Annotated in this window: 18 protein-coding genes; 5 read left to right on the forward strand and 13 right to left on the reverse strand. The window is 56.1% G+C overall.

Translation table 11 applies throughout. From position 1 onward, the window contains the following. Positions 1-18: 18 nt before the first annotated feature. The gene (locus G411_RS0105655; protein WP_022958206.1) at positions 19-1,629 is read right to left on the reverse strand and encodes a tannase/feruloyl esterase family alpha/beta hydrolase; all 1,611 of its coding nucleotides are present in this window, start codon (positions 1,627-1,629) and stop codon (positions 19-21) included. 257 nt (positions 1,630-1,886) lie between these two features. On the opposite strand from G411_RS0105655, the gene G411_RS0105660 reads away from it, so the two are divergent. Continuing rightward, positions 1,887-4,163 (forward strand): TonB-dependent receptor, encoded by a 2,277-nt coding sequence (locus G411_RS0105660; RefSeq protein WP_051151253.1) that lies wholly within the window; start codon positions 1,887-1,889, stop codon positions 4,161-4,163. A gap of 15 nt (positions 4,164-4,178) precedes the next feature. Next, a complete protein-coding gene (locus tag G411_RS19505; RefSeq protein ID WP_022958208.1) occupies positions 4,179-5,525 on the forward strand; it encodes an MFS transporter in 1,347 nt (448 codons plus the stop codon). Positions 5,526-5,765: 240 nt separating this feature from the next. On the opposite strand, the gene G411_RS0105670 is transcribed toward G411_RS19505, so the two are convergent. Further along, positions 5,766-6,578 (reverse strand): TauD/TfdA dioxygenase family protein, encoded by an 813-nt coding sequence (locus G411_RS0105670; RefSeq protein ID WP_022958209.1) that lies wholly within the window; start codon positions 6,576-6,578, stop codon positions 5,766-5,768. A gap of 140 nt (positions 6,579-6,718) precedes the next feature. Between G411_RS0105670 and G411_RS0105675 the strand changes: the two genes are divergently transcribed. The 3 genes from G411_RS0105675 to G411_RS0105685 all read left to right on the forward strand — a co-directional run bounded on the left by G411_RS0105675 (position 6,719) and on the right by G411_RS0105685 (position 9,151). Further along, positions 6,719-7,399 carry a GntR family transcriptional regulator gene (locus tag G411_RS0105675; protein ID WP_022958210.1) on the forward strand — a complete coding sequence of 227 codons (681 nt, stop codon included), beginning with the start codon at positions 6,719-6,721 and terminating at the stop codon, positions 7,397-7,399. A 144-nt stretch (positions 7,400-7,543) separates the two neighbouring features. Beyond that, complete coding sequence (locus G411_RS19510) at positions 7,544-8,332, forward strand: aspartate dehydrogenase (protein WP_022958211.1); 789 nt, start codon at positions 7,544-7,546, stop codon at positions 8,330-8,332. A gap of 105 nt (positions 8,333-8,437) precedes the next feature. Next, a complete protein-coding gene (locus G411_RS0105685; protein WP_022958212.1) occupies positions 8,438-9,151 on the forward strand; it encodes a GntR family transcriptional regulator in 714 nt (237 codons plus the stop codon). Between the two features lie 69 nt (positions 9,152-9,220). On the opposite strand, the gene G411_RS0105690 is transcribed toward G411_RS0105685, so the two are convergent. The 11 genes from G411_RS0105690 to G411_RS0105745 form a co-directional block, all read right to left on the reverse strand. Then, on the reverse strand, positions 9,221-10,048 hold the full coding sequence (locus G411_RS0105690; protein ID WP_022958213.1) for a sulfite exporter TauE/SafE family protein: 828 nt from the start codon (positions 10,046-10,048) through the stop codon (positions 9,221-9,223). A gap of 1,135 nt (positions 10,049-11,183) precedes the next feature. Continuing rightward, positions 11,184-11,483 (reverse strand): hypothetical protein, encoded by a 300-nt coding sequence (locus tag G411_RS0105700; protein ID WP_022958215.1) that lies wholly within the window; start codon positions 11,481-11,483, stop codon positions 11,184-11,186. Between the two features lie 171 nt (positions 11,484-11,654). Next, entirely contained in the window at positions 11,655-12,251 is a 597-nt protein-coding gene (locus G411_RS0105705) for a PIN domain-containing protein (protein WP_022958216.1), read from the reverse strand. A gap of 129 nt (positions 12,252-12,380) precedes the next feature. Beyond that, complete coding sequence (locus G411_RS0105710; RefSeq protein ID WP_022958217.1) at positions 12,381-13,280, reverse strand: DUF7014 domain-containing protein; 900 nt, start codon at positions 13,278-13,280, stop codon at positions 12,381-12,383. Between the two features lie 113 nt (positions 13,281-13,393). Beyond that, a complete protein-coding gene (locus G411_RS22070) occupies positions 13,394-13,828 on the reverse strand; it encodes a hypothetical protein (RefSeq protein WP_157581144.1) in 435 nt (144 codons plus the stop codon). A gap of 98 nt (positions 13,829-13,926) precedes the next feature. Beyond that, positions 13,927-14,244, reverse strand: coding sequence for a hypothetical protein (locus G411_RS0105720; protein WP_157581146.1), 318 nt, complete (start codon positions 14,242-14,244; stop codon positions 13,927-13,929). A gap of 120 nt (positions 14,245-14,364) precedes the next feature. After that, positions 14,365-14,664 carry a hypothetical protein gene (locus G411_RS0105725; protein ID WP_157581148.1) on the reverse strand — a complete coding sequence of 100 codons (300 nt, stop codon included), beginning with the start codon at positions 14,662-14,664 and terminating at the stop codon, positions 14,365-14,367. A gap of 343 nt (positions 14,665-15,007) precedes the next feature. Continuing rightward, positions 15,008-15,742: a DUF2894 domain-containing protein gene (locus G411_RS21335; protein ID WP_022958220.1), complete on the reverse strand. Its 735-nt coding sequence runs from the start codon at positions 15,740-15,742 to the stop codon at positions 15,008-15,010. Continuing rightward, entirely contained in the window at positions 15,739-16,374 is a 636-nt protein-coding gene (locus G411_RS0105735) for an OmpA family protein (protein WP_022958221.1), read from the reverse strand. Before G411_RS0105735 ends, G411_RS21335 begins: the two co-directional genes overlap by 4 nt. Next, positions 16,371-18,659: a DUF802 domain-containing protein gene (locus G411_RS0105740; protein WP_022958222.1), complete on the reverse strand. Its 2,289-nt coding sequence runs from the start codon at positions 18,657-18,659 to the stop codon at positions 16,371-16,373. Before G411_RS0105740 ends, G411_RS0105735 begins: the two co-directional genes overlap by 4 nt. Then, positions 18,656-19,429: a DUF3348 family protein gene (locus G411_RS0105745; RefSeq protein ID WP_022958223.1), complete on the reverse strand. Its 774-nt coding sequence runs from the start codon at positions 19,427-19,429 to the stop codon at positions 18,656-18,658. The genes G411_RS0105740 and G411_RS0105745 overlap by 4 nt, the downstream gene beginning before the upstream one ends. Between the last annotated feature and the right edge of the window lie 185 nt (positions 19,430-19,614).

Raw genomic sequence — 19,614 nt, forward strand, 5'->3', positions numbered from 1 at the left:
CGCTTGTCGTCCATTCCACTATTCGTATACCGCCTGATCCTCAACCGGCGCCCAGAGCCATGACTGGCGATCGTCCGGCATCACATCCGGCGTCTTTGCCGTCCAGTTTGCCGCGTCGTCGGGGTCGCCCTTGCCCTTATATGCAGCGAAATCCGGATAGGGAAAGACTGGACGAGTGCGCACCCGTTTTTCACCCTCGTACTGGGTCGCCAGCACCCGCTGCGGTGCCTGCTCTTCTTCAACCCAGCGAATGATATGCGGGACGAAATCAAAGGTGTTGGGGGCATTACCGCCGCGACAGTGGAACATGCCGGGAATCATAAACTGCCTGAACCACTGGCGGACCTCCGCGATCCCGCCCTGACGCTGCGTAACTTGAGCATAGTAATCCAGCTGCGCAACAGGAGAGACACCGGCATCGGCCCAGCCGTGATACACAATCAGCTTGCCACCTCGGCTCGCAAACGCCCGGAGGTCGGGTGCCTGGTAGGGCGCCACCGGGTCAAACTGGCGCGCACTGGCCTCAACCTTCGCAATATCGGTGTCGAAATCAAAATCTCGGTAGTTGTAATCCGCCGGGGGATTTTTCTGAAACGCCAGATAGCGCAAATACCCCTCAGCCAGTGACCGTCGACCGCGACCACTCCACGACAGCTCGCTGCCGTAAGGCGCCGCACCGGGCATAAGCGCCTCACCTTGACTGTTAACCGGACCACTGTAGAGATTTTTAGCCGCCTGTACCTGCCTCTCGCTGAGGCACGCGGCCGCTGCCGGGGCACCTTGCTGACAACGCAGGCGCTCGGGATCAAAACCACATGCGCGAGGGTCCATCAGGATGCCGTCACGCAGACCATCCAGCGCATCGCACTCATCCAGCACCGCTTTATTAAGGAGTTGCAGGGCCTGCCGATCAAACACTTCACGCCCCTCGTCATCGAGAAGCTGCTGGGCATCCCAGTTATTGGCAATGGCACCCAGTCGTCCGGCAAATGCCGGATCGCCCGCGATAATGCCATCAAAGTCTTGCGGATAGTGCTGCGCCAGCGTCAGCCCCTCTCGACCGCCCGTCGAGCAGCCACGAAAGTAAGACTTCGCAGGCTTGCTGCCGTAGAAGCGCTCCGCAATGGCCTTGGCGACAAGTGACACCAGGTGACTTGAGCGCCCGGCGTAATCCTCACGCAATGCGGGACTGCTGCCCCACACCGGATCTTTGATCGGATGCCCGACGTGGCCCATGTTATGCGCCGCGGTCACAAAGCCCGAGGGCAAGACATCATTGCAGTCATCAATGCGCACTATCCCGCAGAATCCACCGCAACCGGCTTGAAAGTAACGACCATTCCAGCCCTTGGTCGGCAGCCTGACGGTAAATTGAATGGCGGGCTGAACATAACCTTTTACCTCGCAGTAAGCGGGCAGACTGCCAGCATCATCAACCGGCTCCGCACTCAGCAGTGCCGTCGGTGCGCCGGGAAGGCGCGTAAAGTCTTCCTTCATTAGCTGCTCGCATCCACGAATCGCAGAGAGCGAGGCATCCAGCGGCGCCACCTTATCTGGCGCCGCCCAGGAAGCCGACGACGCCACAGCAACACCGGCGATAAACGCGAAATTGCGCCCGGCTCCTCGCATTCGCCTCCACCACACTTGAACCGTCTCTGTGCACAAATGGGAATCGATGCACCATTTCGCAGCCTTTTTGGAATATTTCTGAGGCGCTCGCCTCGCAGTTACGACGCATTTCATGATCTACCTCCGGCCTGTAAACGTCATATACTATTATTGTCATACATAATTATATATGACCAACAATTTATCCTGACGACTTGGCACAGCTGTTGCTCTGTATTCTGTATACAAAAATCCACGAGAGAGGGTTAGCAGTCAGCATGAGACAACACCGAGTCATTCGTCCCCTGAAAAGCCCGCGTCGCACATCACTGACCATCGGGCTCGCACTGTGCTCATACGCCGCCATGGTCGACTCCACCATGGCCCAGGACGCAGAGAGCGCACCATCAAGCCGGCCGATTGAGGAAGTCATGGTTACGGCGACCAAACGGGAAACATCCATGCAGGACATCCCGGTAGCCATCAGCGCGGTGACCGGCGAATCGCTGGAAAAAAGCCAGACCTACGACATTGAAAGTTTTGCCCGACTGGACCCGGCCATTCAGGTCAACAACCGGGGTGTGGGCGACAACCAGATCATCATTCGCGGCATCTCGTCGGCGGGTAAACCCACCGTGGGCATTTACTACGATGAAGCGGTAATCACCGGCCTCGGCCTCGACGGCGGCAGTGACAACCAGCCCAATATCGGCATGCACGATGTGCAGCGTGTGGAAATTCTGAAAGGGCCGCAGGGAACGCTGTTCGGCGCCAACTCCATGAGCGGCACCATGCGCGTTATTACCAACTCGCCGAATCTGGACGAGATGGAAGGCAGCCTGAAGCTGTCTGCTGGCAGTGTTTACGGCGGCAACGGCCTTTTCCGTGGCGAGGGCGTGTTGAACGTCCCGCTGATCGAAAACACCCTGGCCGCCCGCGCGGTGATCTGGTCCGACAACGGCGGCGGCTACATCGACAAAAAGCCGGGTAACGGTAAAGACCTCAAAAATGTGAACGACGTGAAGGTCAACGGTGCCAAGCTCAGCTTTGGCTGGCAGCCCACCGACGCGCTCAATATCGAGTTCAGCGGCCTGCACCAGAAATCCGAAGTCGACGACTCTCAATACTTTGAATTCGACGAAGGCGAATACAACAATGTATCCCCCACCGCCGAACCGTTCGAAGCCGAGATCGACCTGTTCAGTCTGCTGGCGGCCTACGATCTGTCGGCGGGCACGGTAACGGCTACCGCATCCTATATGGAACGGGATATGTTCCTGTCCCGAGACAGCACGCCGACCGCAATCCGTTTCGGTATTCCGGCATTACTGGCTTACCACCAGAGTCAGGACTACTCCATTTTCTCCTCAGAGCTGCGCTTTGCCTCTGACTTCTCCGGCCCCGTACAACTGGTCACCGGCTTGTTCTATGCCGATCAGGAATCGGACTCGCAAAACGCGGCGCTGGTCGCCGACCCCGACAGCATGGTGGCACCCTGTGACTTTCACGCCGATTGTGTGAGCAGCGGCAACGCCGAAGCCGACATCAACTCGGCCAACAATGTGAACACCATCGAGCAGCTAGCCGCCTTCCTTGAGACCAATATCGAATTGAGTCCCTACTGGACCGCGACACTCGGCGTTCGCTATTACGAGGCAGACATTGAAGACCGTCAGGTAACCACCCAGGGCCTGCGCTTCCCCACATCGCCGGTGCAAACCGACGATGAAGTCGTCCTCGACGAGTCGATCTCTGAAGACGAGTTCAGCTATAACGTGGCGCTGTCGTACGCGGCAACCGAAAACACCACGCTGTATGCGCGTGCCGCTTCCGGCTTTCGTCCCGGTGGCGTGAACAACGCCGATAATGCAGCGGACTACGGTGTTACCGTTCCGGAACGCTATGAGTCTGACGAGCTGTGGAACTACGAAATTGGCGCCAAAAGCTACCTGTTAGACAAGAAGATCTACACCGAACTGACCCTCTACCACATTGACTGGTCGCGGCAGCAAATCTCGGTGACCGACCCCGGTGGCACCTTTGTCTACATCTCCAACACCGGCAAGAGCGCGGTAAGCGGCATCGAAGCCATGGTAAACGCCAGTTTCGATAACGGACTGAGCGGCAATATCGGCATCACGTACACCGACTCAAAGCTGGCTGAAGACATGCCCGACACCGCCGAAACCAGCGGCTATGACGGCGACCGCCTGCCCTATTCCGCACGCTGGAGTATTGCCGGGCAACTGGAGTATGAACTTCCGGTCGACTTCGGCAAGGTCAGCGGCGATGGCTATGTTAACGCCAACTTCAACTACCGCAGTGACTCCTATACCGGCTTCAACGACGAAGATCCCAACTACCAGAAGCTGGACGGTTACTCACTGTTCGGTCTGCGGGCAGGCGTCCGTCAAGCCAACTGGGACGTCAATCTGTTCGTCGACAATGTCACCAATCAAGCCCCTGAAATTGGCCTGCGCGTTACGGGTGACGGTTACCGGGTTTACACCACCCGCCCCCGCACAATTGGCCTGAGCTATGCATACAGATATTAAGGCAAGCGTACTGCGATGACTGATGAAAATATGCAACTCAATGCAACAGCAAGCCAATCAGAAATAGCCGCAGACAATGCGGCTATTTCTTTTTCTGCCAGCGAGCCACCCAAGCGCAGTGTTTACGGCTGGGTAGTCGTCGCCACCTGCCTGATCGGCATTTCCACCGGCCCGGCGGCGTTTTGTCTGGCCTCCATTGGCATTCTGGCGGAGCCCCTGGCCATCGAATTCGGCTGGAAACGGACGGCCATCAGCCTTGCCATTTCGGTCATGATGCTCTGCACCGCCATGTCGCTGCCGATCATTGGGCGATTTGCTGACCGCTTTGGCGTGAAGACCATTCTGATTCCGTCGATATTGATCCTCTCACTGTGCTTTTTAGCCGCGCCGCTGATGCAAAGCTACTGGCAGTTCATTGCGGTCTATGTCGCCATCGGCACGATTGCCGTGGGCACGAACAGCGTGCCGTATATGCGCATTCTGTCCGCCTGGTTCGATCGCTCGCGGGGACTGGCGATCGGTATTGCCGGCAGCGGCACAGGACTGGGCTTCGCCTATGTGCCCATGGTCACTGAAGCGCTGGTTTCCGAGTTTGGCTGGCGCGGCGGCTATATCGGCCTCGGGCTGATTCAACTGCTTGTCACTCTGCCTCTCGCCTTGCTGGTATTGAAGGAAACACCGGAAGAAATGGGACTGGCGCCCGACGGCCTCAAACTGAAAAGCCACGAGCAGCGCCCCAGCATTGATGACAGCCACGGCGATTCATTAAAGCAGGCACTGCGTCGCCGGGACTTCTGGAGCCTGACGCTGATCTTCATGTCGCTGGCCTTTGTGCTGTACGGCCTGATCCCGCATTTGGTCCCCATGCTCACCGACCGCGGCATTACGCCCGCCAAGGCGGCGCAACTGGCCTCGCTGTTTGGCGCGTCGGCATTTGCAGGCAGGCTGTTGATCGGCTTTTTAATCGACAAATACGACGCGCGATTCATCGCCTTTGTCTTTTTCTCACTGTCGGCGGTCGGCTTGGGAATTTTTGTCTTGTCCCTGCCCTACTGGGTGCTGGTGGTAGCGGCCGTGCTGCTGGGCGGCAGCCTGGGTGCCGAAGTGGACATGCTGGCCTATCTCACCAGCCGCTACTTTGGCCTGAAGTGCTTTGCCGAAATTTTCGGCGTGCTGTTTTCTGCCGTCATGCTGGCGATGAGCCTTGGGCCGCTGGTCTTCGGCATCGTCTTTGACAGTACCGGCTCGTATCAGGCCGTGATGCTGCTGGGTATTCCCATCTGCATTGTCGCGGTGCTGCTGTTGCTGCTCCTTCGTCCTTACGGAGAACGCAAGCGGGGCGCGCCAATCTCCAGCACCTGACGAACCGTTCATCACACGGCAATCAACACAGGCTCAGCAATGGGTCTGTGTTTTTTTGTATCCGCTCGGGGAGGAGTGGCCTTCAGAACAATGCACGACGGTCGGTCGTGGAGACAGGGATTGTAGGCATGCGCTCTGGCTTACCAGCTAGAGTCCCCACGCAGAGGTATTCAGTTATTTTCAGCGTAAAAAAAAGGGCCTTGATACAAGGCCCCTAGGGATCATCTTACATCGGCTGGCTCAGGCAAGCACCGGAGAATCGTCTTCGATCTGCACGCGGTATCCCGAGCGGACCTGCGGATAGTAATCCCAAATCGCCAGATGCTGTGTGCAACGGTTATCCCAGAAGGCAACAGAGTGCGGCTCCCAACGGAAGCGGGCCTGGAACAAGGGATTTTCACAGTGGAGATACAGATAGTTCAGAATGGCATCGCTTTCCTGCTTGGACAGCTCGTTAATGTGCGAGGTAAAGCCGCGGTTAACAAACAGGGCTTTCTTGCCGGTGACCGGATGGCGACGGATAACCGGATGAACCGCCACAGGATATTGCCCGGTTGGATCAAAGCGCCCGAATGCGAGTTTGCCATCGTGCGTTGCGGTCAGGCCTTCCAGATAGTCTTTCATCCGATCCGACAGGGCGTCGTAGGCGGCATACATGCTGGCAAACATGGTATCGCCACCCAGAGTCGGCAAGGTATGCAAATACAGGATACTGCCCATCGGCGGAATTTCTGCGCAGGTCATGTCCGAGTGCCACTCTTCGCCGGCCACGTGCTTGGAGGACTCATCGGCATGTAACTTGCGAACCTCCGGGTGCTCGGCAGACAGCCCTTTGAGTGCGTGGATCTGCAGGTTACCGAAGTAACGCCCAACGCGCTTCAGCGACGCGGGGTCCAGCCGCTGATCACGAAAGAAGATAACCTGATAATCTGCTATCGCCTGGCGTAGCTGTTGTACCTCTTCCTCCGCCAATGGCCGGGTGAGATCAACCCCGGATACAATAGCGCCGAGACAGGGAGTTAATGGCTCCGCAGTAATGGTTTCATATGACATAAGACAACCCGTAATACTGGAACATCGAGAAAATCGCGGCTGGGACTGCAGCCTGACCGCGGCCAAAACACTGTATACAGTATACAATAAGGCCCAGCAATTTAAAGGCCTCCAGCAGCATTTATGGAGCAATATAAGTAATGAAAAAAACCAGCCGAGCAGTCGTTCAGCCGCCGCGTCTTCGCGATCAGGTTTACGAATTACTGAAGGAAGATCTGCTGGCCGATGTGTTCAAGCCGGGACAGCGGATCGTTGAGCTTGAACTGGCCGAACGCTACAGCGTTTCACGCACCCCGGTGCGCGAAGCCATGGCCCGCCTCAGCAGAGAGGGCCTGCTCAATAACAATGAACGGGGCTATCTGGTGCCACTGGACACCCAGCGCGATGTCCTCGACCGCCTGGAAACACGCAGACTGCTAGATGCCCAGGTCGCACGCCGGGCCGTGCGCTTCGGTGACGACAATGAAATTCAGGCACTGGAAAAGCACTATGCGAGCGAAGTCAGTGCACACGAGAAGGGTCGGCTGAAACAGTTTGTCGATGCCCACCACGCCTTTCGCGACACCCTGCGCGCCATGTCGCGCAATGAGCTATTGAATCGCTGTGCCACCATGGTCGACGACAGCTTTCAGTTGGCACGCAATCAAATTCACGAGTCGGGCGAAAACCGGGAAATGACGCTGCACTGCGACAAAGAGCTGCTGCAAGCCATCAAACAGCGCGACCAGCATGCGGCGGCCAGAGCCATCGAAACCTTTATCGATCAGCTTTATGTGTATTTTGATGTCACCGAGGAAAACGCCGACAGAACCGACGGCTGAAACCGTCTCACAAGCCTGACGCGCCACCCCGCCGGAATGAAATTTGATCTGGATCAGTCAGTCCTGCATTAAGCCGGGACTGACTTGTTAATCTGCCGCCAGACACTTACCATACAATAAGTTTGTCATACAAAAGAGCATTCTATGAAGCTAGGACTTATTGGCTACGGCGCTATTGGCAGCGAGATATACGGCGCGCTGGAGAAACTGGGCGAAGCAGATCAACTGTGCGGAACGCTGGTGCGACCGGGCAGGTCGGCGCCAAAGGCCCTGCACAGCCTCGACGCGCTGATACAATCCTCCCCCGACATCGTTATGGAATGTGCTGGACACAGTGCGGTTGAAGAATACGGTGCCGCCCTGCTTGAAGCCGGGATCGATCTACTGGTGTCATCCGTTGGCTGTCTGGCAGATCCGGCCATCAGCGAGCGACTGATAACGGCCGCCGAACAAGGCAACAGCCAGCTATTACTGCCGCCCGGCGCAATCGCTGGACTGGATGGACTGGTGGCTGCGCAACTCGCCGGGATTGATCGCGTCTGTTACACCTCCTACAAACCGCCCCACGCTTGGCGTGGCACCCCGGCCGAAACCCTGCTGGATCTCGACCATAAAACAGAAGAAGAAGTCTTTTTCGAGGGCAGCGCGCGTGACGCAGCGCGGGGCTACCCTAAAAACGCCAATGTCGCGGTTGCCGTCGCTCTGGCGAGCCTGGGACTCGATGACACCGACGCGCGCCTCGTTTCCTCCAACCGGGTTGCCGATCCGCTGGGAGTTATCGAAGCCGAAGGCGCCTTCGGTCACTTCCGGTTTGAAATTCTGGGGCTTGCCAGTCCGGACAATCCGAAAACATCGCTGCTGACCGCATACAGTCTGTTGCAATGCGCCAGACTGGGTAACGGACTGCCAATTCGTCAGCTTGTAAGCCGTTAACGCCGCAGAGGTATATAATGGCCATTGCGAACCGCATGCTGTAGAACAATAATCTTGTAATAGCGTCGGGCATTGATGCCGGACCAATAACAGACGAGGACGCCCTTGAAATACCAGGACCTGAAAATTACCGTGAACCCGGCATTGGTTCGCGACCACGCCGTCGACAAGTTACGCAATGCGATTTGTACTGGCCTCTACCCTCCCGGCACGCGCCTGATTGAGCGCGAATTGTGCGAAGCCCTCGGTGTGAGCCGAACGTCAGTCCGCGAAGCCCTGCGCCAATTGCAGTCCGAAAGCCTGATTGAAGTTGGCCAGCGACGGAACATCCGCGTGGCCATCGTCAGCTCCGACGAAGCCGCCGACCTCTACTTCATCCGTATCCAACTGGAAACGGAAGCGGTTCGCCGCTTTGTAGAATTAGCCGACAAAGAAGCCATAAAGAATCTGGTGCAGATTCGCAAGGCCATGTCCAAGCAGCTTCACAAGGGCGATATTCAGCAGCTCTGCCAGCTGGCCGGGGAATTCTACGAAACCATCCTTGCCGGTTGCGGAAGCAAAGTAATCTATGACGTTGCCAAACAGCTACTGGCCCGAGTGCAGTATCTGCGCTTCCGCTCCATGTCGGCACCGGGCCGTCTGGATGACGGGCTGCGCGAATGGGACAGTCTGGTAGAAGCGATCACCAGCGGCAAAGGCAAACTGGCCGCCAAGCTGATGGCCGACCACCTGGAAAATGCCAAACAGGCCGTGGTCGCCACCCTCAAAGAGGAAGAACAAAGCCTCGACGGCGACGAGAGCGGCGCGCTCAACGCCTGATACCTTGGCCTCATACCATGGCCCTCCGTAACAAGGCCGTCTCACCATGGGACGGCCTCGTTCATCGGTTCACCAACCCACTGCTTGCAGCAACATTCTCAGCCCGGTTATCGCCAGCACGATCGCAAACACCTTCTTCAACCGCCCCGCATCCAGCTTCGCACCCAGCGTTGCGCCAACCGGCGCAAAAAGCACCGTCATCGGCACAATCGCGGCAAAACCCACCAGATTCACCAAACCCCATGTACCAACCGGGGCATCTGCCGGCGCGTCCCCCGCAATCAACAGGCTCAGCGCCCCGGGTACCGCAATCACCAGCCCGAAGGCCGCCGCGGTACCCACCGCGCGGTGAGCCGCGACATTAAACGCTGTCAGCGTCGGCACCCCGAGCGTTCCGCCGCCAATCCCTATCATCACCGACAAAAAGCCGATGATGGCTGCCAGTAGCCGTTGCACACCAGCAACCGGCAAGTCCTCAAACAGAGCGGGCGCCGAGGCACGAAACAACATATTGACCGCCACCAGCAGTGCAATCACCCCAAACAACGCCACGAAATACTTGCCGTTAAACCCCGTGAGCAACCAGCTACCCGCCAGCACGCCCAGACATATCAGTGGCGCCCAGCGCCGAAGAATTGCCCAATCCACATTCCCCTTGCGGTGGTGAGCATTAATCGACGAGATCGAAGTCGGAATAATCGTCGACAACGACGTCCCCGTCGCCACCAACATCGCGTTGGCCTCGCTCATGCCAAACTGCTGAAACAGGAAATACAGCACCGGCACAATAACAATCCCGCCACCCACACCGAGCAGCCCTGCCAGCACACCGGCACAAACCCCGGTCAGCACGAGCGCCAGCAAAATAGGAATCCACACTGTCAACTCACCGCCCATTCGACACAACTCCCAACACAAAACCCTTCTTCCCGCTCATAGTCCGACTCATACAAATTGTAGTATTGTATGACAATAATTGATTATTCAGAGAAGGACAAGACCGGGAGTGCGGCAGTGGGCAAAAGATGATTGAACTAGACGGGCTGTGTGGGGGGGATGTCAGTCACATACAGCGTAGAACGGGGATAACTCTCCTACTTGGGAGAACGGCACGTCAGTCTCGCGATACATCGGGGTCGGGGCAAGCCTGTAAGCTATCTTTGAAGCTACCAGATGAGTCTAAGCAACGATCAATGGCCGCTTGCGCCGAAAAATACTCAGAGGCTACGTAAAATAGAACGCCAACCACAGACCATGAAACCACTCCCACTATTACCACCACAAAACCGTCACGGTCTGCAGACTTGGAGAAAAGGCGGCATACGAAATAGCCGAGTCCTTTGACAAGAAATTCCAAGACGGCTTCTACAACTATATGCACGAGTAGCCTAAGTATTCCTCCTAGCCACTCCACCGCTACTTCAATGACCGGCATACCACCTCGCCACATCCAGTGATGTTTTACCAAACAACATCCATCAGTATCAGGCCAAAGCCATTCAGGGGAGATAAAATCAAACTGAACTGAAAAACTATCTATATCCTTTTCAAAAAGTCGGACTTAACATCTCCTCTCACTATAACTCTATACAACCTTCTAACAATCGGCACTTCGTGCTCTATAACCTTTCTGTACTCACATTTCGTACAAGAAATATGTATCTCTAGAGTCCTGAAAATCCAAGCGCGACGTCGAAGGAGCGTGTAATAATACTGTTTGTAATCTTGATCATAGTTAGCGGTTACTTCATTCGCGCCACATACAGGGCATGCAACCACACCTTCTAGCGAACAACTTTCAAGCAATCTTTCGTGCAAATCGACTTCATGAGCATTTGCCTCCCCTGCGCAACCACAATTCTCACAACATTGATTTCCCGCAGAGTTCGCCACATCACAAGCCTTACACCTCCACTCATAATCGACCAATGATATCCCCCTAAACTCAGCCAAAAACTCCGATCACCTTCAAGTGTGGGCACACTGGAACCGTTATCGCCATGACATTCCCGCGGCACTTACCCGCAGAATTCTATTCGGAAATGTATTCAATTTTTATTGGTTTGAAAAATGAAAATATCCATAACCCGAACGCAACAACGCTGCCAATACTTGCCGTGAATAGTAGAGCGATAAAGATACCCATTAGCGGACCCGCAAAAATCGCCTTCACTCCAGTAACCGCCTGTGAATTCCAGGTAAGGTTTTCCATTCCAAATGCCCCCATAACCCCAAAGAGAGCGAATATCGGCATAAACCCGCAGATAAGACCTATAGCAATGAGTTTAAATACCGTTCCAGCACTTACTTTCTTAACCGAGATTGTTTCCATTGAACCTCCTTGTTTATTAAAAATACTGTCAAAAACCAGCCTAACTGCGAGCGTTGGTGATTCCGATTCTTGGACTTCCCTGCCTACATTACTCGGGGAACTCCATCAGCTTGACTTTGGTGCCCATTTTATCGGGGAAATATCAGCGTCGCCTGTCTGGCCTTGTTAGGGCTAGTGCGGCAATTGGTAAGAGACATTGCCGTTGTTCACCTTTATATACTTTCGCTGCTCAAGGTCTTTCACAATTGAGCTTAACTGCTGTTCAGACAGCTTCTCTGTGAACAGAGAATTGATGGTATTGGAGAGCGTCTTCACCTTGCGAGGCCGAGACTGGCCCCTGCCTGCCAGGTTTTTCACTATAGCGGATACCATATCGTCGGTAGAGGTAGCCGTGGACATTCTTACTACGGGAATTTCCGCCAGGTCTCGCTCACGCTGAATTTTGATGCCACGCGATTTGAGATGTTTTATCAGCGTGTCAAAACCAGTGTCGCGGGAAATGATGTGGAAGTAGGCGCCTGAGTCCTTGACTGCTAACTCACCAATGTAATAGGCAATGTGGAAATCTAGAGCGTTTTTGCCGGTGCCGGTAATTTTGATATACCGCCCAGCATCCCCAAGGCTCTGCATCGCTGCTGCCAAATCGAACGGTATCTTTACTTGGTTTGCACCAACGAAAACCACCACTTTGAAAGGGTGCTGCTTGAGAACCTCCAGGTTACTCGGCTGCACGTTCTCAAAATCTATCAAAACATAGTTTGTTGCCAAGCATACTCTCCTTGTTTTTGGCCCTAACGCCCACGCTCAGGTGCTTTTGAGGCGATGACCGCTTTTGCGGCAGCAAAAGTGGGCAGCGGGTCAAACGTCACCTGCAACGTGTTGTTATGTGACAACTTCTTATGCATGCTCGCCGCACAGTAGCAGTATTGCAGATGCCGTGGCATTGACGATGTACGCCGCAACGTGCTCAGGAATTTGCTTAGCTTGAGTGCCCGCGCCATGCGAAGAGCTAAGACGATTTCGAAGGGTAGCAATCAGCGTTAGAGGTTGCTCCCAGTACCGGTCCAACTGGCTATTAGTGAGCAATGCGCTCAGCAGAGCCGATGCCGTGTCCGTTTCCTTAAACGGGATTGATTTTTTCGCACAAAGAACCTTCATCACACTTTCGAAGGAGCTTCCACATTTCGTCAAGCAATCCCTGTAGTCTCCCTTTCTTTGATCCTCGAGCGCTTGTAGAAATTCGTCATTTGCGTGTTTGAACTCCGGCGCTGCGAGAAGAGTAAGCGCAGGCTGCATCGCGGAATTGTGTAGCAGCGCACTATCTTTACGAATTACCCTCGGGTACTCACAGATCTGCGTGGCCATGGCCGGGGTGCCAAAAAGGGACGATTGCACTTCTTCAATTCCGTATGCTGTTAAATGGTACGGAAGGGCGTCAACCCGAAAGAAGTTATTAATTCCAGGAATGAGTGAATTGTCCGGCCAGGTAATGCCTGGAAGATTCGAACGAAAGACTAGTTCTAAAACATTCAGGAATTGCTCATCCTCGCAAGTGAGCATGAACTCGAACAGATCATCGGCAGCTTGTCGCCGGTGATTCGACCCAGATAGCTCGAACGTGCCTTCTAAGTAGGCAACTTGCTTATGGAGGTCGTTCAAGAAGGCGCCGAAATCTCCCCCAAGCTCGTCTCGCATGAGCATCAGTACGCGATTGCGAAATTCGTTGGTCAGCGGCTTTGGTTTGTCAGCAGCGGGCTGCTCTCGCCGCGAAAACACGTCAAAAAGCCTCTCAAACACCTCTGCGCCTCCTTGTCACATAACGCCTGCGCCAGGGGCGGCCAAATAAGCGCAGCGTTTTGGCTGTCCCGCCGCGCTTTTCAGCGGCTAACTGCGCGCCCTTGTTATGAGTTTTAAGGGTTAGCATACCCACCAAACTCCTTTAGCAAAATACTATCAGTTGTCAATTCACCTTTATTGTAAAAGAGCCGGACCGATGCCGAATTAAATAGATTCGGATGCAGGCAGAAAGAAACGCCATGAAATGGATTTTCTGAGTATATGGTATTAGGAACCTCGATCAGAGTAAGCTCAGCAGAAAGCATGACCTCTCCTTCTTTTTCGACTTCCAGTATGCCTCCACTGAACGAAGCTCCGTTGTGATTGGCAGGTATCGAAACTTCTATGCCACTGGCCTCTGCACACAAGGGTTCAGGATATATACCAACACTTATACCAAGCTCTTTTAAGTTCGCGGGTGTCGCCAAAACCTCCCGCTTATCTATTGATGTTGCATCGCATAATCCAATAGAAAATATGCTTAGAAGCAAAAGGCATAGCTTATTCATTGGCAAACTCATAACGCAGTGCTAAAGGGCCGGAGCAGCGTAGCTGCGGTGGTCCCAGTGAGCGAAGCGAACATTTTTGAGCACTTTGTTAAAATTTTTCATTTCTTGAGCACCAACTTGATTGCTGATACTGCTTCCGATAGGGAAATTTCCTTCCGTGTGCAGAGTATTGACCCCAAGGTGGCAAGGACTATTGCTGCAACAAGAAAGTAAGGTACATTCGGCTTGGCCGACCAACTCAACCACAGCGCAGAGCCAAAGCAAATAAAGCTGAAAAGGAATACTACAAGGATAGCGAAAGAAAGGTGGTCTTTAAGAGTCACGGCTGCCCCCATTATGACAGATAGCCGTCCTCCATGACGCCCGTACACGCCTCCGTGGCGTGTGAAGTTGAAAACTGAATCAAGTGTATCCATACCGATTTCTCTCAGTCAACACCCTTTGACTTTTAACGCCGTGCACACGGGCAGGCAAAAGCGCAGCTTTTGGCTGTCCGAGCCGCGCAGCGGCTTAAGTGCTGCACCTTGTTATGAGGCTTACTCAACTACAATTGCTCCATCATTGAAAGTTGCACAAAATGCCTCCGGCCCGGAATAGTCTTTTGGTTTTAATGATACAGCTATAGTAGCTCCACCACTCAGATTTATGATGAATACCTCAGCTTCTTCAAATTCTATTGATTGGACTACCTTGCCTATCATTTCATTCATAGGCAGGGTAAACGAAACCTTCGTAAACACCCCGAGATTGCCGCATCCAAAGCAGGCAAATAGCTCACCATTCTCTTGGGAAAGTCTAAGCAACTTCTCACCAATAAAGCGATTCAGCTCAGACACGGCCAGCCTCATAACATCTTAATAACAAGCACGCTCGGTTTGTCCTGAACACGCCTCGCCCTTCGCATCTCCAAGCTATTGAATTAATTGGGCATTTACTCTTCTGAATCACTTCCCACAGAAAATTCACCGTGCGCGCACGGTAATTAGGATAACGAGGGGGTCTTGTATGTCCTGGCATCATGTCCCTATGCGCCTGTTTTGATTGGGCTTTTCCGGGGAGGGGTTGGAAAAGCGTGCCATATTCACCGTGGAAATCCGTCTTTGGATTTCATCGTTCTTTGACTATAGCAATTTCAGCGAACATTGGAAGCCAAGTTCAAACAGATGGTTTGAGGAGAGTTCAGTGTGCTTTGCGTCGGCTTTGATTGCGGGCTTTGGTTTTTCCGCTGTCGTCACCCTGTGACTGCGCGTCGAGCCACATCAGGGTGTCGAGGTAGCCGACAAACTGTTTGAGATAGGCGGGCGAGCGTTCGCGCATGTTGCTGAGAGCGCGAATGGCGAGCATCTGGGGGTTCAGGGGGCCGGGGTCTTCCGGCGCGTTTTGAATGGCTTGATCGATGCGCTGTTCAATGTCTTGGTGACGCTGGCGGCTGCGCAGCAGACGCAGGGCGCGAAGTTCTCGCGGCGGTTCTGAACTGCGGGGTTCGGCATTGCTGTCGGCCGCGCCGCCCAGCAGGGACAGTTCCTGCTGACGGAGTAAGGCGCTGATGGGGGAGCGGCCTTCCGCGCTCTCAGAAGGCGTCATCGTTTCGCTATTGAGCTGACGTTGCAGCGCGCGCAGTGCCGATGCCGCGCCGCTGCGCCGCTGCGCCAGTTGCTGACGACGCGTTGATACGATTGTCGCCAGCCGGCCTTCACCGTCGCCGCTGTTTTCACAGGCTTGCCGGTAATCATTCAACAGCGCTGAAGCGCGGCGAAGCAGTGGAGCTTGCACTGAGGGGCGTTGCTGTTCCGCCCTCGCCAGCAGCGTTTCTGCGCCGTGCAGACGCGGCGGATCGACGTGCGGATAGTCCGCCTTCAAGGCCGCCAAGGTCTCTTTCAGCGCGGGCAGCGGCGTTAGTGAAGACTGACTCACTCTCCCTCCTGTTTCACGCGAGGGACCGGCGCCATTTCCACGCGGCGGTTGCGGGCGCGGCTGTCTTCGTCGGTATTGGCAGCCACTGGCTGCTGGTCGCCAAAGGCGGCGGCAAACACGCGATCGGCGGGCATGCCTTCGTCAATCAGTGCACGGGTGACGGTCAAGGCCCGCTGGGCTGACAATTCCCAGTTATCAGAGAATTGCAGATTACCCTGCTGAATCGGCAGGTCGTCGGTAAAGCCACTGACCATCAACAACTGGTCGTTTTCCTGCACATAAAGTTTGAGGGGGAGAATCAGGCTGCGCAGCAAGGCCCGGCCTTCATCCTGCAATTCGGCGGAGTTGAGTGAAAACAGTACGCTGCCGCTGATACCAATGCGGCCATCGCGCAGGGTCACGCGGCCACTGGCCAGCGGCGCTGCGAGCGCTTCTTCAAGCACGGCGCGGCGCTGCTGCTCCACTTCGCGCTGGGCGACTTCTTTCTCCAGGCTTTTTGCCAGTTCCAACTGAAAACCCAGCGCCCAGATCAGCAGCAGTACAAACACGCCGACCATGCCGGTCATCAGGTCGCCAAAAATCGCCCAGATCGGCGGTTCCTGACTCAGGCCATCGTCGAGTTCCCGGCTCACGCGTCGGCCCCTTCGGTGTTCATATTCAGCTCAAGCTGCTCGGCGCTGTCGGTGAGCGCTTGCAGTCGCGCCAGAATATCCTGATGGGTGAGCAGGTTGTGGTCGATAATTTCCCGCGCCTGCGCCACGTAGTAGCTCATCTGTTCGTCGCTGCGTTCGCCGCTCTCTTTGAGGGTGTGTTCGACGCTGGCCAGCGCGGCCAATAGTTCGCCGTTGCTGTCGCCAAACTGCTGCACGGCGGCAGCGAAGGTTTCGCCCACACCCGACAGCTCCAGCGCACTGCCTGCCAGTTGGTCTCCGAGTTCGGCAAGTTGGCTGGCGCGCTGTTCGATGCTGTCGCCCAAACGCTCGCCCAGTTGCTTGAGCGTATCGCCGCTGTTGGCCAATAACTGCTCGACCGCCTCGCGCTGGGCCTGACTGTTGTCGCGCAGGCCATCGGTGAGTTTGGCCAGTTCTTCCATCAAGGTGCGGCGCTCATCCAGCAGGCTGTTGTCGCGCTCGATATTCTTGGTGATTTCACCCCGCAACTGTTCCATCAGCTCAGCCGCGACACGGGGCGCCTCTGAGGCGGATTCAATCAGATTGGCCAGCGGCGCTTCCAGTGAGTTGCCCAGTTCAGCCAGTTGGCTGGCGACGGCGGCTTGCAGGGTTTCCAGACGGCTGACGGCGGCATCGCCACGCTGGGCTTCCTCGTCACGCAACTGCTGCAACTGCGATTGCAGCGCGTCAATCAGTGCGCCGCTGCGCTCGGAAACATTTTCCTGCCAGCGCTGCTCGGCAGCCTGTTGCTGGCTCAGTTGCTCGGCAATGGCTGCCTGCAGGGTTTCCAGACGGCTCACCGCGGCATCGCCGCGCTGACCTTCTTCATCACGCAATTGCTGCAATTGGCCTTGCAGGGCATCGATAAGCTGGGTGCTGCGAGCCGCCACACTTTCCTGCCAACGCTGTTCGGCGGCCTGCTGTTCTTCAAGCTGCTGACGCTGTTGTTCAAGCAACTGCTGGTTGACGCTGTTCAGGGCGGCGTTGCGGGTCTCGGCATCTTCTCCCAACGAGCGGGCCACCGCCGACAGCATGGTTTCGGCATTGGCAAAGGCTGCCTGCCACTGTTGCAGACGCTCGGCTTCGGCATCGCGCTGTGCCTGCAGGGCCTCGGCGCTGCGCTGGGCGGCATCCTCCAGCAATTGGCGACTGTCGGCCGCCATCTGCTCGGCGCTGCGGCTGAGGCCTTGGCCCACCGCATCGGCAAGTTCACGGTTGGCGCTCTGCTGGCTTTCCAGTCCTTTTTGCCAAGCGGTATTAATAGTGGCTGCGCTGTGCTCAAGCTGGCTGGACATGGCTTCAAGACGGGCCTGGGCAGCATCATCAAACTGCTGGTGACGCTGTTGCAGGTCGCGCTCCAATCCGGCCAGCAAGCCTTCCACGACGGGCTTGATGGTTTCGCCAGCCTGACGACCGCTGTCGGCCAGACTGCGGTTCAGTGATTCGGCCACAGAGCTGGCCAGCGCCTGAAAATCGTCCTGCACGCGCTGTTGGAACTGTTGCTGGTTATCGACCAACTGCTGGCGGAGCTGCTCGCCCATCGTTCCCAGACGCTCGCTCAGTGCGGTGAGCTGACTGGCGACCGCAGGCAGCGCATCGGCCTGTTGTTGCAGAGCGGAATAGGTTTGTTGGCGCTGATGACTGAGCGAATAATCCCGGAAGCGACTGTCGCGCTGCTGGTCCAGCTCACGGGACACGGCAATGCGCTCACGGCGGCTAAGCGTGGCAATAAAGCCCAGCATCGCCGACGCGGCCACCCCGGCCACCGAGGTGCCAAATGCCATCCCCAGACCTTTAATCGGCGTGGTGAGGCCATCGCGGATGGCGCTGAGTTCGGTACTGCCCTCCAGCGCCTGCACGGCGCCGCCCAGGGTTTCGACCATACCGACAAAGGTGCCCATCAAACCCAGCATGACCAGCAAGCCAACCAGATACGGGGTGAGCACCGGCACCGGCAGGCCGACGTATTCGCCCTCGATACGCTGGCGCACCGGGTTGCGCAGTGAGTCGGGCAGCGCATCCAGCCAGCGATTCAATTCCACATCACCACGCTGATTCAGCGCCTCGTGCAGGGCACCGGTGGCCTGCTGATAGCGCAGTAATTCCGCCCCGCCAGTGAAGTACGCCAGCGCAATGAGCAACATCACCACCGACGCCAGCAGATGCCCGGCGGCAACCGCCACGCCCATCCACAGAATAACCAGTGCGCCAATGGCAAAGGCCGCCAGGGAAAGCAATCGTGTCATGGAGTGTCCTCGTGTTCGGAGTTCAGGGCTTCCAACAGGCCCTGTAGCGGCTGCAAACGCAGCGCGAGTTCGGCAAGCAGAAGTGTCTGCATGTCCTGATGAAATAGATGGAGCCAACCGCCATCGGCCAGCCAGTGTTCGGCATTGCTGGGCTGCCCCGCGTCGGCATCGGCCGCCTGCTGAGCCCGGCGCAGAGCAAAAAAGTGCTGTGCCAGCAGCTTTGGCAGTGCCGCCAGACTGCGTCGGCTGTAGTCGGAGAGCGTGGTTTCCATCATGGTATCGAGCGCGGCCAGTTGCGCCAGCGCCTCGGAGCGCGCCGCCAGTTGTTTGCGCAGCAGGCCGCGCAGGCTGATGACGCGGTGGTCCATTTCGCTTTGATGCAGGGCATAAAACCGCTGATACGGCGCGTAACCGGCGGCATCATCGCCAAAGGTATCGGCATTGGGCGACGGTAGAATAAAGCCCGCCGGGCTGCTGCTCATGGCGTCGGGATCAAGCGTGAAACTGGCCGAGATCGCCTCGATCATCTCGGCGCGGCGATCCATAAACAGGGCTTGCGCATCGCCCTGCGCTTCAGTTTCCACTGCCTTTATACGCTTCAGGCCACGGAGTGATTCCGACAGGGCAATGGCGCCAGACAGGTCGATCAGTTCGGCCAATTTGTCGGCAAAGCCTTTGCGCGGCGCAGCCGTCGCCGCCACACCCAGCCCACTGAGAGTGTGGACCAGTCGCGACGGATTAGACGAGACATGCGTGGCAGCCTTGGGCATAAGATCCTATAGCGAGCGTTCATCAACCGCGATGAACGGAGTTAATCGGGGCGGGCCATTCTGTTTGCGCGACGGAAAACGGGGCGGTCACTGATGCCCTGACAGGGCGGAGTGGAACGGCGTTGCTTCTACTTTCTTCGTTTTGCTTTCGCATTTTTGCGCTCCATTATCGCCATTTTCCGGGC

This window comes from Spongiibacter tropicus DSM 19543, from assembly GCF_000420325.1.
GTDB lineage: Bacteria > Pseudomonadota > Gammaproteobacteria > Pseudomonadales > Spongiibacteraceae > Spongiibacter > Spongiibacter tropicus.

Bases quoted from the DNA above. Each gene is read 5' to 3' on its own strand.
- G411_RS0105670 (WP_022958209.1), bottom strand. From the start codon at position 6,578: ATGTCATATGAAACCATTACTGCGGAGCCATTAACTCCCTGTCTCGGC.
- G411_RS0105745 (WP_022958223.1), bottom strand. From the start codon at position 19,429: ATGCCCAAGGCTGCCACGCATGTCTCGTCTAATCCGTCGCGACTGGTC.
- G411_RS0105700 (WP_022958215.1), bottom strand. From the start codon at position 11,483: ATGGAAACAATCTCGGTTAAGAAAGTAAGTGCTGGAACGGTATTTAAA.
- G411_RS19510 (WP_022958211.1), top strand. From the start codon at position 7,544: ATGAAGCTAGGACTTATTGGCTACGGCGCTATTGGCAGCGAGATATAC.
- G411_RS0105720 (WP_157581146.1), bottom strand. From the start codon at position 14,244: ATGGATACACTTGATTCAGTTTTCAACTTCACACGCCACGGAGGCGTG.
- G411_RS0105690 (WP_022958213.1), bottom strand. From the start codon at position 10,048: ATGGGCGGTGAGTTGACAGTGTGGATTCCTATTTTGCTGGCGCTCGTG.
- G411_RS0105660 (WP_051151253.1), top strand. From the start codon at position 1,887: ATGAGACAACACCGAGTCATTCGTCCCCTGAAAAGCCCGCGTCGCACA.
- G411_RS22070 (WP_157581144.1), bottom strand. From the start codon at position 13,828: ATGAATAAGCTATGCCTTTTGCTTCTAAGCATATTTTCTATTGGATTA.
- G411_RS19505 (WP_022958208.1), top strand. From the start codon at position 4,179: ATGACTGATGAAAATATGCAACTCAATGCAACAGCAAGCCAATCAGAA.
- G411_RS0105675 (WP_022958210.1), top strand. From the start codon at position 6,719: ATGAAAAAAACCAGCCGAGCAGTCGTTCAGCCGCCGCGTCTTCGCGAT.
- G411_RS0105655 (WP_022958206.1), bottom strand. From the start codon at position 1,629: ATGCGAGGAGCCGGGCGCAATTTCGCGTTTATCGCCGGTGTTGCTGTG.
- G411_RS0105740 (WP_022958222.1), bottom strand. From the start codon at position 18,659: ATGACACGATTGCTTTCCCTGGCGGCCTTTGCCATTGGCGCACTGGTT.